We start from the raw sequence: 17600 nt of genomic DNA on the forward strand, positions 1-17600 counted from the left end.
CATTCCAACGGGTCAAGCCCCTCACAATTGCCCAATCCCGCCCGGCAAAAACGCGGCTTCGGTCTTCTCGATCCCGTTTACCAGCGGCTTGCCGAACTCCGCCTGGCTGATCTGGAACTGATCTCCCGGCTGAGTGCGCACGCCATCGGCAAAAGAAAGTGTAGCGGTGCCGAAGAAGTGCACATGCACATCACCCGGACGCAGGAACTGGCTGTATTTGAAGTGGTGGTATTCGAGGTTTTCCAGGCTGTGGCACATGTTCGCTTCGCCACTGAGGAATTCCTTTTCCCATAGCACCTCGCCGTCGCGCAGCACACGGCTGGTCCCGGCCAGATTCTGCGGTAGCTCACCAGTTCGCAGTTCCGGACCAAAAGAACAGGCACGCAGTTTCGAGTGCGCCAGGTAAAGGTAATTACGGCGCTCCATAATGTGGTCGGAATACTCGTTGCCGATGGCGAAACCCAGCCGATAGGGTTTGCCGTCGTTGCCAATTACATAAAGGCCGCTGAGTTCGGGTTCTTCGCCGCCATCTTCGGCGAACGGCGGCAGCGAGAAGTTCGCGCCGGGACGCACGACGATGCTGCCGTCACCCTTGTAAAACCATTCAGGCTGCACGCCTGCCTGCCCGGCTTCAGGCTTGCCGCCCTCCACGCCCCATTTGAAGATGCGCATGGTGTCGGTCATCGCCGCTTCGTCACCCGCCTGCTGGTGCATCTTGTCCCGAGCAGAGGCGCTGCCCAGGTGAGTCAGGCCGGTGCCGCTGACCAGCACATGCGAAGGGTCGGGATGGTCCAGCGGCGGCAGAATGCGCAGATCCTGCAACAGTTGCGCGTAATCATGGCTTTCGCCGAAGCCCTGTTTATCGACCTGCTGCGCCAGACCAATACCTGCGTCGATAGCGGATAACGCCAGATCACGCACACTGTGCGCGCCCTGCACTTCACGGATCAGATCGCCGTCTACCAGACCGACACGACGCTGGCCATTGCTGAGTTCGAATTGCACTAGGTTCATTGGGATCTCCTTTCAGATTCATTGCAGGCGAGGCATTTACCCTGTGGGAGCGGTGCTTGCCCGCGATAAGGCTGGACGCAATTCACTTTAGGTCGCGTGGACCTTATCGCGGGCAAGCACCGCTCCCACAGGTTCCGCGCCATTAAGCGTCAGGCCTGACGGCCGCGGGCGCTGGCGGCGAAGTCGCTGGCGGGCAGTACATGTTTGCGTTCCAGCAGGTGGTACACAACGCCGGTCAAGAGCAGCCCGAAGACCATCACCCCGGACAGGAAGTACAAACCCGAAGCCAGGTTGCCGGTGTATTCCTTGAGTGCGCCGATCACGAACGGGCCGATGTAGCCACCGAGATTGCCCACCGAGTTGATCAGGGCGATCCCGGCCGCCGCACTGGCGCCCGCAAAGAAACGACCGGGCAAGGTCCAGAACACGGCAGTGCAGGAGAACAGCGCGAACGCCACCAGACACAGCGCCGCCAATTGCGCGACCGGCAGTGTCAGCCAGGCACTCAGGAAAAGGCCGATGGCACCCAGCACGTAAAGCACGGCGAGATGTCCGTAGCGGTCGTTCAGTCGGTCGGAACTGCGGGGCACAATCAGCAAACCGATGATGCCGAAGATGTAAGGCACCGAGGACACGAAACCGGTGACCAGATCCGTCCCACCGAACTGTTTGATCAGCGTCGGCAGCCACAGGCCTAGACCATAAATGCTCAACGTCACGGGCAGGTAAAACAGCGCCAACAGCAGGACGCGTTTGTCCTTCAAGGCATGCAATGGATTGCCGTGACGCGTCTGGCCGTACTCTTCCAGGTCCTTTTTCAATTCACCGGTGAGCCAGTTTTTCTCGGTCTCATTCATCCATTTAACCTGGTGTGGACCGTCCGGCAGCCAGCGCAGCACCGGCCAGGTCAGCAGGATGGCCGGGGTGCCGATGACAATAAACAGCCACTGCCAACCGTGCAGACCCAGCACGCCGTCCATGCCCAGCAAACCACCGGACACTGGACCGGTGATCATCATGGCAATTGGTTGGGAAAGGATGAACAGACCAAGGATCTTGCCGCGGTGGCGAACCGGAAACCACTGCGTAATGTAGTACAGCACGCCCGGAAAGAAGCCCGCCTCGGCCGCTCCCAGCAGAAAACGCATCACGTAAAAGCTGTGCGGACCCTGCACGAAGGCCATACCGATGGTGATCGCGCCCCAGGTAATCATGATTCGCGCGAACCAACGGCGGGCGCCGAAGCGTTCAAGCATCAGGTTGCTGGGGATTTCAAACAGGAAATAGCCGATGAAAAACAACCCTGCGCCCAGCCCATAGGCTGCGTCGCCGATACCGATGTCCGCGCCCATGTGCAACTTGGCGAAGCCCACGGCAGAGCGGTCCACATAAGCGATCAGGTACAGCAGGATCAGGAAGGGAATCAATTTCAGGGTGATGCGGCGAATAAGCCTCAGTTCCTGGCTCATGTGTGCGATCTCCAATTGTTCTTGTTATGGAGTGGAGATCGCCTCTGGCCTGAAGCATATGGATGCAGCAGCCACGGTCGTCCCTCACTTGAAATCAACTATATAGTATTACTATTTAGCTAACAACACTTCCAATAAGGCGAATTTGCGCTTAACTTAACCAGCAGAAAAGCCATTAAGTCTTACAATAAGAGAGCTGATCATGTCTGATTCCGAAAAAAAACCCCTGCGTTCTGCCCAATGGTTTGGTACTGCCGACAAGAACGGCTTCATGTACCGCAGCTGGATGAAGAATCAGGGCATCGCCGATCACCAGTTTCAGGGCAAGCCCATCATCGGCATCTGCAACACATGGTCGGAACTCACCCCTTGCAACGCCCACTTCCGGCAAATCGCCGAGCATGTCAAACGCGGTGTGATTGAAGCAGGCGGCTGGCCCGTGGAATTCCCGGTGTTCTCCAACGGTGAATCCAATCTGCGCCCCACGGCGATGTTTACCCGCAACCTGACCAGCATGGATGTCGAAGAAGCGATTCGCGGCAACCCCATCGACGGCGTAGTGCTGCTCACCGGTTGTGACAAAACCACACCGGCCCTGCTGATGGGCGCGGCCAGTTGCGACGTTCCCGCCATCGTGGTCACCGGCGGGCCGATGCTCAACGGCAAACACAAAGGCAAGGACATCGGCTCCGGCACCGTGGTCTGGCAAATGCACGAGGCTTATAAAGGCGGGCAAATCACCCTTGACGATTTCCTCGCGGCAGAAGGCGATATGTCGCGTTCGGCGGGCACCTGTAACACCATGGGCACCGCCTCTACCATGGCGTGCATGGCCGAAGCACTGGGTACTTCCCTGCCCCATAACGCGGCGATTCCGGCCGTGGATTCACGACGTTATGTGCTCGCCCATATGTCGGGCATGCGCGCCGTGGAAATGGTCAAAGAAGACCTGCGGCTGTCGAAGATTCTGACCAAGGCGGCGTTCGAAAACGCGATTCGGGTCAACGCGGCGATTGGCGGCTCAACCAACGCGGTGATCCATTTGAAAGCCATCGCCGGTCGCATCGGTGTCGACCTGGAGCTGGATGACTGGACCCGCATGGGTCGCGGCATGCCGACCATCGTCGACCTGCAGCCATCCGGGCGTTTCCTGATGGAAGAGTTCTACTACGCCGGTGGCCTGCCCGCTGTGCTGCGACGGATGGACGAAGCCAATCTGCTGCCCAATCCCGACGCGCTGACCGTCAATGGCAAATCCATTCGCGAGAATACTCAGAACGCGCCGATCTACGGCGAAGACGAAGTGATCCGCGCGCTGGACAATCCGATCCGCGCTGACGGCGGCATCTGCGTATTGCGCGGCAACCTGGCGCCACTGGGTGCAGTGCTCAAGCCTTCGGCTGCTACCGCTTCATTGATGAAACACCGTGGCCGCGCGGTGGTGTTCGAGAACTTCGACATGTACAAAGCCCGGATCAACGATCCGGATCTGGACATCGACGCCAACTCGATCATGGTCATGAAAAACTGCGGCCCAAAGGGTTATCCGGGCATGGCCGAAGTGGGCAACATGGGCTTGCCTGCCAAACTGCTGGCCCAAGGCGTGACTGACATGGTGCGGATTTCCGATGCGCGCATGAGCGGCACGGCCTACGGCACTGTGGTTTTGCACGTGGCACCCGAAGCGGCCGCCGGTGGCCCGTTGGCGGTGGTGCAGGAAGGTGACTGGATCGAACTCGACTGCGACAGCGGCCGTTTGCATCTGGACATTCCCGACGCCGAACTCGCCGCCCGCCTGGCCGACTGGCAGCCACCGCAACAACAGCAACTGTTGGTAGGCGGCTATCGCGAGCTGTATGTGAAGCATGTGCTGCAGGCCGATCAGGGTTGCGACTTTGACTTCCTGGTGGGCATGCGTGGGGCTGAGGTGCCACGGCACTCTCATTGATGCCAGTCTAAGTTCACGACGTGGGACCGGCTTTAGCCGGGAAGAGGCACTTATAGCCGCGGCATCTTCAGTGTCAGAAATGCCGCTTTCCCGGCTAAAGCCGGTCCCACGGTGATTGTGCAGTCTCACGCGGCCTAACGCCGATGCTATGATGCCCCGCACTCATCGCTCAGGATCGACTTGCGTCCCCATGGATTACCGAAAGCCTTCCGACCGTAAAAGCATGCACGCCCGCATCGTTCAGGAGCTGGGCATGCAGATCGTCTCCGGACGTTTCAAGCCTGATGAAAAGCTGCCTGCCGAAGCGTTGCTCTGCGAGGAGTACGCCGTCAGCCGACCGGTGTTGCGTGAAGCCACACGGGTGCTGGTGGCCAAGGGGTTGGTGTACTCCCGGCCGCGCGTTGGCACGGTGGTAAAAGCCCGTCGTGAATGGCACCTGCTCGACCCGGATGTTTTGCACTGGATCATGCAGTGCACGCCACAAAATGAATTCTTCAATTTACTGACCAGCGTCCGTGCGGTCATCGAACCTGCTGTCGCCGCCCTTGCTGCGCAACACGCCACCGATGAAGAGATCGCGTCTATTGGCGAGGCGTATCAACGCATGGAAGCTGCGCCAAATCCTGAAGCACTGTTGCAACCCGACCTGGACTTCCACAGCCGGATAGCCGACGCGACTCACAACGACTTGCTCGCACACCTGTGCAACATGCTCTCGCTGGCATTACGCGAAGCGCTCAAGCATTCCAACAAGCGGCCTAACCTGCATGAGCTGGCATTGCCGCGGCACAAGGCAATTCTCACCGCCATCGAAAACCGAGACGCACTGGGCGCACGGCACGCAACGCTGGTGCAACTTGATGATGCGAGGAATGCGTTGAGCGTCGTGCTGGGGCGGGAGTTGGGGTTGTAACCCTGTTAATTGCATAAAATTTTGGGAGATTCTATGTTTACCCGCAATCCGACGTGGGACCGGCTTTAGCCGGGAAGGCGGTATTTCTGACGATGACGATGTACTGAATGTACTGGCCTCTTCCCGGCTGAAGCCGGTCCCACGTCATCAGTGTGCTTGTGGGAGCCGGGCTTCCACTCCACTAATGTGAAAACAACGAATTCCCCACCTTGCCCGCCATCTTCTCCGGTTTGATCAGGAACCGCGCCAGCGCTGGCAGCAGCCACAGTGCACCGAACATGTTCCACAGCAGCATGAAGGTCAGCATCAGGCCCATGTCGGCCTGGAACTTGATCGCCGAGAAGATCCAGGTACACACGCCAATCGCCAGACACAACCCGGTGAACAGCACCGCTTTCCCCGTGGACTTCAGGGTTTCGTAATACGCCTCTTGCAACGGCAAACCTGCGCGCAGAAAGCTTTCCAGACGGCTATAGATGTAGATGCCGTAATCGACACCAATCCCTACCCCTAGCGCCACCACCGGCAAGGTCGCGACTTTGACGCCGATGCCCATGAACGCCATCAGCGCGTTGCCCAGCACCGAGGTCAGCACCAGCGGCAACACGATACACAGGGTCGCCGCCCATGAGCGGAAGGTGATCATGCACATCACCGCCACGCAGATGTAGACCAGAATCAGGATGACCAACTCGGAGCGCTTGATCACTTCGTTAGTGGCCGCTTCGATCCCGGCGTTGCCTGCTGCGAGCAGGAACTCCAGCCCTTCACGATTATTCTCGGCAGCGAACTCCTGCACCGCGTGCACGGCGCGGTCCAGGGTTTCAGCCTTGTGATCATTCAGAAAAACCAGCAGCGGTGCCAACGAACAATCGTTGTTGTACAAGCCGTCCGCTCGCGCAATGGAGCTGTTGAGTACGTCCTTGTTGCGCGATAGCGCTTCCCATTTCAGGTTGCCCTCGTTCATGCCCTTGATGACCTGCTTGGAAACCGTCACCAGGGAAATCGCCGACTGCACGCCCGGCGTGTTCTCCATCTTCCAGGTCAGTTCGTTGATGGCGGACATGGTCGGGTAAGCCGAGCACCCTTCGCGAGGCGTTTTGACCATCACCACCAGCACATCGGAGCTGGTGGAATAGTGGTTGATGATGAAGCTGTTGTCCTGGTTGTAGCGCGAGTCGGGACGCAGTTCCGGCGCCCCCTGATCGAGGTCGCCGATTTTCAGGTTCTGGCTGTACCAAAGCCCGCCACCGAAGGCTAGCAGTGCCAATACGATGGATACCGGAGCGACTTTGGCGCTGGCAAATCCGGAGAGTAAACGCCAGAACGGATGTTCGGAGACGGCATCTTGCTTGCTGCGGCTCACTGCCCTCTTACTGATACCCGCGTAGGAAATGGCGACCGGCAACAGAATCAGGTTGGTGAACACGATGACCGCCACACCAATCGATGCGCCAATGGCCAGCTCGCGAATCACTCCGATGTCGATGATCAGCAAGGTGATGAAACCCACCGCGTCTGCCAGAATCGCGATCATGCCCGGCAGGAACAATTGGCGAAACGTGCGCCGCGCTGCGGTCAGGGCGTTCTCGGCGTCACTGGATTGCAGCGCAATACCGTTGATTTTCTGCACGCCGTGGGAAATGCCGATGGCGAAGATCAGAAACGGCACCAGCATCGAATACGGGTCCAGACCGAACCCCACCACATGCATCAACCCCAGTTGCCAGACCACCGCAATCAGTGTGGTACTCAATACGGCGACGGTGCTGCGAATACAGCGCGTAAACCAGATCAGCAACACCAACGTAATGACAAAGGCGACACCAAAGAACAGCACCACCATCACCAGGCCGTCGATCAGGTCGCCGACCTTCTTGGCGAAGCCGACGATATGGATCTTGATGTTCGGGTTCTGCGCCTGATACTTGTCGCGAATTTTCTCTTCCAGTTGATGAGAGAACTGCTGGTAGTCCAGCTTGAGCAGCTTGCCCTGATCTGCAGGGTCCGGGTAGGACTCCAGCAAGGGCACATCCACGATGCTCGACTTGAAGTCGTTGGCCACCAGACGCCCGACCTGCCCGGACTTGAGCACGTTGTTACGCAACTGATCGAGGCTATCGTCGGAACCGTCGTAGCTCTGCGGGATGACCTCACCACCGGCAAAGCCCTCCTCCGTCACTTCCGTCCAGCGCACGCTGGGACTCCACAGGGATTTCAGGCCTGAACGGTCAACACCGGGAATGTAGAACACCTCGTCGTTGATTTCCCGCAGGGTCTCCATGTATTGCCTTGAGAAGATGTCGCCATCCAGCGCTTCGACCGAGATGCGTACCGTGTTGCCCAGATTGGCTAGGTCGTTGCGGTGCTTCATCATGTTCTGGATAAACGGATGATCCAGCGGGATCATTTTTTCAAAACTGGTCGATGGCCGAACCAGTGTTGCCTGCCAGAACAACAGAATGCTGACCAGCAGGCAGATGACAATGACTGCAGGCCGATTATTGAAGATCAAGCGTTCGAGAAAGGTTGCCTTGTCGTCGCTGTGCTGCTGAGTGTCGTGCAGATTACTCATGCCGGATTTTCCCCGCCCTGATCGTTCTTATTGTTGGCTAGACTCGGCGCCCGTCGGCGAGGTGACGCGTACGCCTCCCTGTCCAACCAGAATCAGATTGCCCTGCGCATCGGCCGTCACTCCGGACAGCGAAATCCGGTCGGGACGGTTGAACACCTGAAAGCTCAGGCCATTGTCGGTGCTGCGCATCACGCTGCCGCCATTACCCACCAGCACCAGCGAACCGTCGTCCAGCAAGGTCGCGTTGGCTAGCCCGAATTCCAGCGGCCCGCGGGCAGCTTTCAGTTCAATGGGTTCCCAGGTATCGCCGAAGTCGGTGGAGCGATAGAGATTGCCGCGCAACCCGTAAACCAGCAGCGTGCCGGGCTGACCGGTACCCATGGCGCCGAACAGCGACCCTTGATAAGGCCCTTCAAGCTTTTCCCAGGATTCGCCATCGTCACCCGAACGGAACATGGCGCCCGCCTCGCCCACAACGAACAAGCCGCTGCCCGCAACCTGTGTGATGCCATTGAGGTGGTACTGATCTTCATTGTCGAGGCGGTCGCTGACGTCTTCCCAGTGTTGGCCGCCATCCAGCGTGGTCAGCAACATACCGTAGGCCCCCACTGCAAAACCGGTTGAAGCGTCCTTGAACCAGACATCCAGCAACGGCGCTTCACGGGACAGGTCTTCGAATTGCTTGACCCAACTCACACCGCCATCGTTGCTGGCGAGAATCTGCGCATCATGACCGACGGCCCAGCCGTGTTTGTCATCGACGAAATACACCGCCGTCAGGAGCTGACGGGTGGGTACTTTGGCCTGAATCCAGGTCTTGCCCTGGTCGTCGGAATACAGAATATGTCCGCGCTCGCCCACTACGACCAGACGCGCACCGGCATGGGCGACGTCCAGCAGCAGACTGCGAGAGGCTCGTGCGGATTCGATGGAGTACAGCGTGGTTTGAGCTGGGTCAGCCTTTTCAGGCGCGCTTTCAGTGGCCGCCATCGATAACGTGGGTGCACTCGACAAAGTCAACGCAGCAAGCAGCGAACAGAGTGCCGCCAGGGGTTTGCCTATCCTTAATGCCAATGGCCGACCGACGGCCGTATGCCCACCGGACTGCGTGCGCCGATTTACAGGCTCACTCATGAAGCGTCCCCTTTCCCATTTTATTTTTATTAGGTTAGCCGAGGCCAAGCGCTCTAGCCTTAGGCTTCTGGAAGCCGACCTATCCTATCCAGCTTTGGAAACTCATGACAATCGACATATGGCTATCTTTGGTCGAGGTCTCTTGTGTGATTGGTGGGTTATCAGTTGGGGTGATGCAGGCAATACTCGCCTCTGTAGGAGCTGCCGAAGGCTGCGAAAGCGATTTATCTGAACTGACGCGTTCGCAGCCTTCGGCAGCTCCTACAGGAAATGGGGCCATCCCAGTGTAGGCAGGGTTTGACGCTCCGGCCTGCCAAGGTCAGAACTGATTAGCCATAGCTCACGCAACACGGGGTCGAAAGGATGGGCGAGTTTGCAGGACGTCTCTGCCAGTCGGATGCATTGCTCGACGTGTGAAACATCCACGTAGAGTGTTGGAAATCCCCTACGTATATGCCTGAGATTCACGCTGATCCTGAAAGTGGGACCGGCTTTAGCCGGGAATGCTGAATACCTGACGATAAAGATGCAGCGATTGTACTGGCCCTTTCCCGGCTGAAGCCGGTCCCACGTCATCAGCTAACCCCATCTGAGCGCAGAGCTTGCCAGCCCAGTGGGACCGGATTAACCCGATAAAAAAGGGCCCGCCACTTGCACGGAAGGCCCCTATAGCAACAGTTGCTGCTGCCGTTATTCAGCGAGGCTTTTGCTCACTACCTCGTACACGTCACTGGACAGCTCGCCCGAATCACGGATGCGTACCAGTTCGGCTTTCATCAGCGCCTGACGTTTGCTGTCGTATTTGCGCCAGCGGGTCAGGGGCGCCAATTGGCGGGAGGCGATCTGTGGGTTGAAGCCGTTGAGCTGGATCACCAGATCGGCCAGGAAGCGATAGCCAGAGCCGTCCGCCGCGTGGAAATTGATCAGGTTCTGGCCAGCAAAAGCGCCGATCAGCGCACGGACCTTGTTCGGGTTCTTGATGTTGAACGCCGGGTGCTGCATCAACGCCTTGACCCGTTCCAGGCCACCCGGCAGCGGGCTGCCTGCCTGAACGCTAAACCATTGGTCCATGACCAGCGGATTGTCTTTGAAGTTCTCGGCAAACACCGCCAGCGCCTTGTCTTTCTCGGCAGTGAACGGCGAGTTGACCAGTACTGCAAGGGCCGTCAACCGTTCTGTCATGTTGTCACTGGTGTCGAACTGTTCAATGGTGGCGGCCAGCACTTCCGGTTTCTGGCTGAGCATCAGGTACGAAAGGCTGATGTTTTGCAGAGCGCGCCGGGCAAAGTGCTCGGCTTCAGCCACGTATTCGGTGGCTTTCGACACCTTGCGATTAGCTGTGTAGCGCGCCCACAGACCGTCGAACAGACTGTCGGCAAGCTGCTTGCGAACAAACTCCCGGGCAGCGTGGATGGCATCGACGTCCGCCACTTCGCTGATTTCGGTCAGGTAGGCTTCGCCCGGCAACGAAAGCATTTCAGCAATCATCGCCTGATCCAGCGAGGTATCCGCCAGAACGGTGCCCAATGCGGTAATCAGACGCTGATCCAGCACCAGCGGCTGGCCTTTCTGATGTTGGCCGATCAATTCCTGCAGCACCTGCACGGACAGTTGCTGGCCCGCATCCCAGCGGTTGAAGCCGTCGCTGTCATGCTGCATGAGGAACATCAACTGGTCGCGGTTGTACGGGAAGCTGAGTTTCACCGGTGCCGAGAAACCGCGTAGCAACGATGGCAAAGGCTGTTCAGCGACATCAACGAAGGTGAAGGTCTGTTCGGCTTCGGTGACGGAAATCACCCGCGTGTTGCCAGCAGCAACGTCTTCGCCTTGCAGGCGCAATGGAATTTCGCCGCCCTGCTTGTCCAGCAAGCCCAGCTCTACCGGAATCACGAAAGGTTTTTTGCTCTCGCCCGGCTGACCCGGTGTAGTCGGGCAGCTCTGACGGAAGGTCAGGCTGTAGGTTTTCGCAGCGCTGTCATAAGACTCGCTGACCGCCAGACGCGGCGTACCAGCCTGGCTGTACCAGCGTTTGAACTGGGTCAGGTCGACGCCATTGGCATCTTCCATGGCCTTGATGAAGTCATCACAGGTCACTGCCTGGCCGTCATGGCGCTCAAAGTACAGGTCACTGCCTTTGCGGAAGCCTTGTGCTCCCAGCAGCGTGTGAAGCATGCCGACGACTTCCGAGCCTTTTTCGTACACGGTCAGGGTGTAGAAGTTGGAAATCTCGATAAAGCTGTCCGGGCGCACAGCGTGGGCCATCGGGCCGGCATCTTCGGCGAACTGGTGAGTACGCAGATAGGCCACGTCCTGAATACGCTTGACCGTGGCCGAGTTCATGTCTGCTGAGAACCCGGAATCACGATAAACAGTGAAGCCTTCTTTCAGGGACAGTTGAAACCAGTCGCGGCAGGTGACACGGTTGCCCGACCAGTTATGAAAGTATTCGTGGGCGACGATGGCCTCGACCCGCTGGTGCGCGGCATCGGTGGCGGTTTCGGCGCGGGCCAGCACGGCGCTGGAGTTGAAGATGTTGAGACCTTTGTTCTCCATGGCGCCCATGTTGAAGTCGTTCACGGCGACGATCATGAAGATATCCAGGTCGTACTCACGGCCGTAGGCTTCTTCATCCCAACGCATGGACTTCTTCAGGCTGGTCATGGCGTGCTGGCATTTGTCGATGTTTTCCGGCTCGACGTAAATGCGCAGAGTCACTTCGCGCTCGCTCACGGTAGTGAACTTGTCTTCGACGCACCACAGATCACCGGCCACCAGCGCAAACAGGTACGCCGGTTTCATGAACGGGTCTTCCCAGGTGGCCCAGTGCCGACCGTCATCTTCCGGCCCGCTGGCAATCGGATTGCCGTTGGACAGCAAGACCGGGAAGTTATGCTTATCGGCGCTCAGGGTCGTGGTGAACTTGCTCATCACGTCCGGGCGGTCGAGGTAATAGGTGATCTTGCGGAAGCCTTCGGCCTCGCACTGGGTACAGAACATGCCGCTGGATTTGTACAGTCCTTCCAGTGCGGTGTTGGTTTCCGGGTGAATGCGCACGCTGGTGTCGACCGTGAACGACTCAGCGGTGGGATGCAGGGTCAGGTGGTCCGGGGTCAACTGGTAATCAGCGGCGCTCAACTCGACGTCGCCCAGCTTGACCGACAGCAGCTCCAGCAACTGACCGTCCAGCACCAGCGGCGGCAAGCCCGCGCCGCGCTCTGGGTTGCGGCGCATCACCAATTGCGCGTGAACCAGCGAGTGGTCATCGAACAGCTCGAACGTCAGGTGCGTTTCGTCGATGAGGTACTCAGGAGCCTGATAGTCCTTCAGGTAGATCATTTGCGGTTGTTCGGTGCGCATGATGAGTCCTCTTACTGATGCACGGCGAGCTGATAAGCCGTGTATTTACGAATATTGATCACGCCGGTATCGAAGATCAGGTACTGGCCCTTGATGCCCAACAATGTGCCTTCGGCGATCGGGTTCTTGTCCAGATTGAAGCTGACGATCTTGGTCGGGTACGCCTCAACGGGGTAACGGATTTCGATCGGTTCGACGTCATGCAGCATTTGGATGGCCTGCAAGCCGAATCGTTCTTGCAGTCCGGCCAGACCTTCAGCGCAACTGTCGAACAGTTGCTGGCGAATGGCGGCCAGGTCCACCGGCTGGGCATCGCCTTTAAGCAGCGCGCGCCAGTTGGTGCGGTCGGCCACCTGGCTGCGCAGCAGATCCTCGACGAAACCGGATTGCTGGCGGGTCGCAACGCGCATGATTGGCAGCGCCTGACTGGCGCCCTGATCCAGCCAGCGGGTCGGCAACTGGGTGGCACGGGTAATACCGACTTTGACGCCCGACGAGTTGGCCAGATACACCACGTGATCGGTCATGCAGAATTGCTCGCCCCACGCCGGATCACGACACGTGCCGTGCTCGTGGTGGCATTTTTCCGGGCTCATGATGCAGATGTCACACTGCGCCAGCTTGAGCATGCACGGGTAGCAGTAACCCTGGCTGTAGCTGGACTTGGTCCTGCGCCCGCAATGGCTGCAATGAATCGCACCCAGGAACTCCAGACGCACCGTTTTGCCAATCAGCGGGTTGACCGGAATCTCGGTATCGCCCAGACGAAACGCATATTCAACCTGCGAGGCATTAAGCCGCGCCGACATTTTGTTGACTGCTCCACGACCAATCTCAATCAATGGATGGCATCCGACTTGAACAGGATATTCGGCACAGTGGTGGACTTGGACGCACATTCCTGCGGGCCCATGTAACCGGTGCGCTGGTCTTCCGGCAAGTTCTGCATTTCCCAGGCGATCAACGCCTGCAAGGACAGCTCGCGCTGTTCCTGAGTCAACTTGCGGCCATCGGACCATTTCCCGATTTCTACCGCCAGCTTCAGGCTTTCGTAGATATCGGGGGTGATGTTTTCAATCATTTCGGCAAAAGAGGACATAGCGCACTCCTGACTCTTCATTAAACAGCATTCAACATCAGGCCCTGATCCGGGCAATTGCCCCGCCAATCAGACCTGTGACACAACCGATGATCAGCCCGCCGACATGGGCACCGTTGGCGATTTCGCCAAAGCCCAGCATGCCGACCAACCCTGACAGACACAGCACCAACCAGACCAGCATCATCACCAGCACACCGCGCGGCAAACGATAGATGGGGTTGGGCGCGAGCAATTGAAAGATCCAGCAGTGACCCAGCAGGCCATACAGCACCCCGGACAACCCGCCAAACAGGCTGGCACCGCTGAACTGGTATTGAACGGTATTGGATACAGCGCTGAACAACAGCGTCAGACCCAGCAGATGCAAACTGCCTTGACGCCACTCGATACGACGCCCCAGCTCCCAGTACCACATGGCGTTCATGGCCAGATGCAGGATGCCGAAGTGAATCAACATCGGTGTGACGATCCGCCACCACTGACCGGCTGCCAGACTGTCGCCCAGCGGCAGGAACGTCGCGTATTCACCCTGCACACGGAAATCGAGAAAGGTCAGCCAACGCACTGCATCGAGGTTTTCCCCCAGCAGGGTAATGGCGCCTACGATCAAACAGGCCAGCAGCACCAGCGTGGTCACCGGGCTGTCGCGCAGTTGCTGAACGAAACCGGGACGCGGCGCACTGGTGCTCTGCTCACCCGCTGGCAGTTGATAGTGCTCATCGCCCTCCGGGTACTGCTGATAAAGCGCCCGAATATCGTCCGCCAGTTGCGGCGTGTCCGGCACCCAAAGAACTTGCTCCCCGGTTTCCTCACTCACCCGGTGGGGCACGCGCAGACGGTTCAGCAGGCTGATAAAACCACTCAGGTCAGTGGTCAATGGCAGACGCAATACAGCAACAGGACTCATCAAACAGCCTCGGGACGTTCAACATCAACCCAGACAAACTTGTCCGGATCGATGCAGGTTTCCTGGTCCAGCCGATAGGCGACCAGTTTGCCGTAGAGCACGGCGCTGTAATCCAGGCAGGCGAGGTTCGGCCGGATGGGTGCGGGAATACCGCTGCGCCAGTAATGGCCAACGAACAGCATCGGCTCGTCAGCGCCATAGCGCAGCAAGGCGTTCTTTTCAGTCGTAGAAAGTGGCGTCTTGGCGACGCCTTCCGGCAACGCATCCGGCTGAAACACCACGTCGCCGTAGGTTTGCGGGTCGTCTTCCCAGAACTTGGTGCGGAAAAACTCACGGGTCAGGCCATCGCCACCGGTCAGGGTGATGCCGTGGGGCAAGCGCATGTCAGTGCCGCGCAACAAGCGATCGAACACTGCGCAGGCAAAACTGCCCTGCACCGCCGAGGCCTGGACGAACTCCTGATTGATGCAGCCACCGCCATGCATGGTGATCAACGGTGTGATCAGGCTGGCATCCCAGCAAGCGTGCACCACGCGGAAACGTCCGGCATCCATGAACAGCGGCAATTCGTAGAACCAGTCGACGAATTCTTTCCACTCATCCGGATAGGCTTCGAACTGCGTCAGCGTCTCGCCCATCAGCCGACTGTGGCGAAGCGAGTGTTCCCGGACGAACTGCTTGCCGCTCTCCGGCGGGGCAGGTGTGTGCCAGCCCAACGCGTTGAACTCGTGGTTGCCCATGATGCACAGCGCGTGACCGGCCAGCACCATGTCACGGACGATATGCAGCGACTCGCGAATCAGTGGACCGCGGTCGATGATGTCGCCGAGGAATAACGCGATGCGTTCAGGATGGCGCCACACGCCCGCCTGAAAGCGATAACCCAACACGCTGAGCAGTTTTTGCAGCGTATGGGCACATCCATGCACGTCACCGATCAAATCGTAGCTACGCGCGGGATCGAGCATCAGTCGCCTCCACCACCAAGTCGGCTACCCCAGCCAAGCTTGGTGCGACAGACTTCGTAATAGTTGTGATCCAGTGGGTGGATCAGGCGCAGTTTCTGCGGCTTCTTGCTGACCGTGATGGTGTCGCCCGGCGCGCAGGTGAAGTGGTTCTGGCCGTCGCAGGAGACTTGCGGATAAATCGTCATGTCCTTTGAGACCACGATTTTCAGCTCACTGTTGCCGTCCACCACAATCGGCCGGCCGGACAAGGTGTGCGGGTACATCGGCACAATCACGATGGCATCCAGCTTGGGATGCATGATCGGCCCGCCAGCGGACAGCGCGTAAGCGGTCGAACCGGTAGGCGTGGCGACGATCAGGCCGTCGGCCTTCTGGCTGCAGACGAACTGGCCGTCGATGTAGATCTCGAATTCGATCATCCGCGTCGACTTGCCGGGGTGCAGCACCACATCGTTGAGCGCGTCGCCCTGACCGATGGCTTCGCCGTGGCGGCGGACCTCGGCCTGCAACAGGAAGCGGTTTTCCACCAGATAGTGGCCGTCGAGCACTTCGGCGACTTTGACTTCCAGCTCGTCGGGACGAATATCGGTGAGGAAGCCCAGGCTGCCGCGGTTGATGCCCAGCACCGGCGTATTGTGTTTGGCCAGCGCACGGGCTGCGCCCAGCAGGCTGCCGTCGCCACCGACCACAATCACCAGGTCGCAGACTTCACCGAGCATCTTGCGCGACGAGGTTTGCAGGCTGTGGCCGGGCAACGCTTCGGCAATGGTGTCTTCCAGAATGACGTGCAGGTGCCTTTCCAGCAGGAATTTCTTGAGTCGGCGCACGGTATCAAGCACCTGAACACTGCCCAGGCGGCCGATGATGCCGATATTACGAAATTGCTCCATGGGGCTCCTGCGGGGTTCGATGCGGCTTAAAGACAGGGATTATGGGCGAAAGGCCGGGGTAGCGGCAAACTGGCTGTGATTTACTTGGGTGATAAAAGATAAATGGGTATGGCTTCTGGCCTTGTCTCATGTATCGCGGGCAAGCACCGCTCCCACAAGACCGCGTTCCAAATCAATGATATTTCATTCTGGAATGTGATCCTGTGGGAGCGGTGCTTGGTCTGGGCGGCATTCCGACGATACATGAGACGCGGCCAGAAGCCATACTGCTCCATCATTTATCACTCCACATCAGCATCCACGCCCATTTCCGCTACTCTCCGCTCATGACTCTCTTCCCCAGCCTCACCCACCTGCCCCGCCAGTTACGCACGCCGCAAGTGCGAGACCTGGCCTGGGTGATTCTTGCGCCGCAGATGCTGGGCGAAACGCCGTGGCCGCAGCGTCATCCGTTGACGGCCAGCGACTGGGTGCAACAACCGCAGCTATTGGCAGATTTTCTATTCAGGCTGGATCAGGACAGCAGCGCCCTGCTCCACTGGTTGGCACAAGCCGCGACACGGCGGCTGGGTTTGTACTACGAGCGCTTGTGGCAATTTGCAGTGGCGCACGCTCCTGGTGTCGAAATGATCGCCGCGAACCTGCCGATCCGCCTGGGCGGGCAAACCCTGGGTGAGCTGGACATGTTGCTGCGCGATGCCGACGGCGTGCACCACGTGGAGTTGGCGATAAAACTCTATCTGGGGCCGCAGCAAGGCGACGGCAGCGATCCTGCGCAGTGGCTGGGCCCGGGTTGCCGTGATCGGCTTGACCTCAAACTTGCCCATCTGAGCCAACATCAACTACCGATCTCAGCGCGCCCGGAAAGCCGTGAATTGCTCGCGACGCTGGGGGTCGACAGGTTCGATGCCCAATTATGGCTGGGCGGCTATCTGCTTTATCCGTGGCCCGGCCAGACAGACTCCCCGCGTGGTGCACATGACCAGCACTTGCGTGGCAGTTGGCTGCATCAAAAGGACTGGCAGGCGTTTACCGCGCAACGCCCCGAAGGTCGCTGGCAGTTGCTGCCCCGACACGCCTGGCTGGCCCCTGCCCATTACGCCGAAGCCTGGACCGAACCACAACTGCAGCAATGGCTGGAGCAGCTTGATCCGCTGGCGCCGGCGCAACTGCTGGTACGGCTGACAGAAAATGGCGAGGGCGAATGGGAGGAGGCCGAACGGGTGTTTCTGGTTTCGGACATCTGGCCTCGGCTGGGCGATACGAGCAACACGGTTCAGCTTGAGGATCAGCCAATCGCGTTACCCGCTTCGCCCGTCTGAT

At 58.8% G+C, this 17600-nt stretch carries 13 protein-coding genes; 3 read left to right on the forward strand and 10 right to left on the reverse strand.

Annotation, left to right across the window (positions count from 1 at the left end; genetic code table 11):
• Positions 1 to 21 precede the first annotated feature (21 nt).
• Together araD1 and CKW31_RS05150 are read right to left on the reverse strand one after the other, a co-directional pair.
• Positions 22 to 1014, reverse strand: a complete 993-nt coding sequence (gene araD1 / locus CKW31_RS05145; protein WP_095093333.1) for an AraD1 family protein — start codon at positions 1012 to 1014, stop codon at positions 22 to 24.
• A 149-nt stretch (positions 1015 to 1163) separates the two neighbouring features.
• The gene (locus CKW31_RS05150) at positions 1164 to 2483 is read right to left on the reverse strand and encodes an MFS transporter (protein ID WP_095093334.1); all 1320 of its coding nucleotides are present in this window, start codon (positions 2481 to 2483) and stop codon (positions 1164 to 1166) included.
• Positions 2484 to 2685: 202 nt separating this feature from the next.
• Here CKW31_RS05150 and CKW31_RS05155 point away from each other — a divergent pair, with 202 nt between their 5' ends.
• Positions 2686 to 4431 (forward strand): IlvD/Edd family dehydratase, encoded by a 1746-nt coding sequence (locus tag CKW31_RS05155; protein ID WP_095093335.1) that lies wholly within the window; start codon positions 2686 to 2688, stop codon positions 4429 to 4431.
• A gap of 190 nt (positions 4432 to 4621) precedes the next feature.
• On the forward strand, positions 4622 to 5344 hold the full coding sequence (locus tag CKW31_RS05160) for a FadR/GntR family transcriptional regulator (RefSeq protein WP_095093336.1): 723 nt from the start codon (positions 4622 to 4624) through the stop codon (positions 5342 to 5344).
• Positions 5345 to 5525: 181 nt separating this feature from the next.
• Here CKW31_RS05160 and CKW31_RS05165 read toward each other — a convergent pair whose 3' ends face one another.
• From CKW31_RS05165 to CKW31_RS05200, 8 genes are all read right to left on the reverse strand, one after another.
• The gene (locus CKW31_RS05165; protein ID WP_371856699.1) at positions 5526 to 7910 is read right to left on the reverse strand and encodes an RND family transporter; all 2385 of its coding nucleotides are present in this window, start codon (positions 7908 to 7910) and stop codon (positions 5526 to 5528) included.
• 36 nt (positions 7911 to 7946) lie between these two features.
• Complete coding sequence (locus tag CKW31_RS05170) at positions 7947 to 9053, reverse strand: YCF48-related protein (protein WP_256582487.1); 1107 nt, start codon at positions 9051 to 9053, stop codon at positions 7947 to 7949.
• Positions 9054 to 9743: 690 nt separating this feature from the next.
• Positions 9744 to 12410, reverse strand: coding sequence for an aminopeptidase N (gene pepN / locus CKW31_RS05175; protein WP_095093339.1), 2667 nt, complete (start codon positions 12408 to 12410; stop codon positions 9744 to 9746).
• Between the two features lie 11 nt (positions 12411 to 12421).
• Entirely contained in the window at positions 12422 to 13252 is an 831-nt protein-coding gene (locus CKW31_RS05180; protein WP_176469788.1) for a DUF2797 domain-containing protein, read from the reverse strand.
• The gene (locus tag CKW31_RS05185) at positions 13249 to 13509 is read right to left on the reverse strand and encodes a YeaC family protein (protein WP_095093340.1); all 261 of its coding nucleotides are present in this window, start codon (positions 13507 to 13509) and stop codon (positions 13249 to 13251) included. Before CKW31_RS05185 ends, CKW31_RS05180 begins: the two co-directional genes overlap by 4 nt.
• A 37-nt stretch (positions 13510 to 13546) precedes the next feature.
• A complete protein-coding gene (locus tag CKW31_RS05190; protein ID WP_095093341.1) occupies positions 13547 to 14419 on the reverse strand; it encodes a rhomboid family intramembrane serine protease in 873 nt (290 codons plus the stop codon).
• Positions 14419 to 15387 (reverse strand): metallophosphoesterase, encoded by a 969-nt coding sequence (locus tag CKW31_RS05195; protein ID WP_095093342.1) that lies wholly within the window; start codon positions 15385 to 15387, stop codon positions 14419 to 14421. Before CKW31_RS05195 ends, CKW31_RS05190 begins: the two co-directional genes overlap by 1 nt.
• Positions 15387 to 16277: an NAD(+) kinase gene (locus tag CKW31_RS05200; protein ID WP_095093343.1), complete on the reverse strand. Its 891-nt coding sequence runs from the start codon at positions 16275 to 16277 to the stop codon at positions 15387 to 15389. The genes CKW31_RS05195 and CKW31_RS05200 overlap by 1 nt, the downstream gene beginning before the upstream one ends.
• A 326-nt stretch (positions 16278 to 16603) precedes the next feature.
• Here CKW31_RS05200 and CKW31_RS05210 point away from each other — a divergent pair, with 326 nt between their 5' ends.
• A complete protein-coding gene (locus CKW31_RS05210) occupies positions 16604 to 17599 on the forward strand; it encodes a DUF1853 family protein (RefSeq protein WP_095093345.1) in 996 nt (331 codons plus the stop codon).
• The last annotated feature ends 1 nt before the right edge of the window (position 17600 follow it).

Origin of the sequence: Pseudomonas sp. Irchel 3A5, assembly GCF_900187575.1 — a bacterium.
Classification (GTDB): domain Bacteria; phylum Pseudomonadota; class Gammaproteobacteria; order Pseudomonadales; family Pseudomonadaceae; genus Aquipseudomonas; species Aquipseudomonas folii.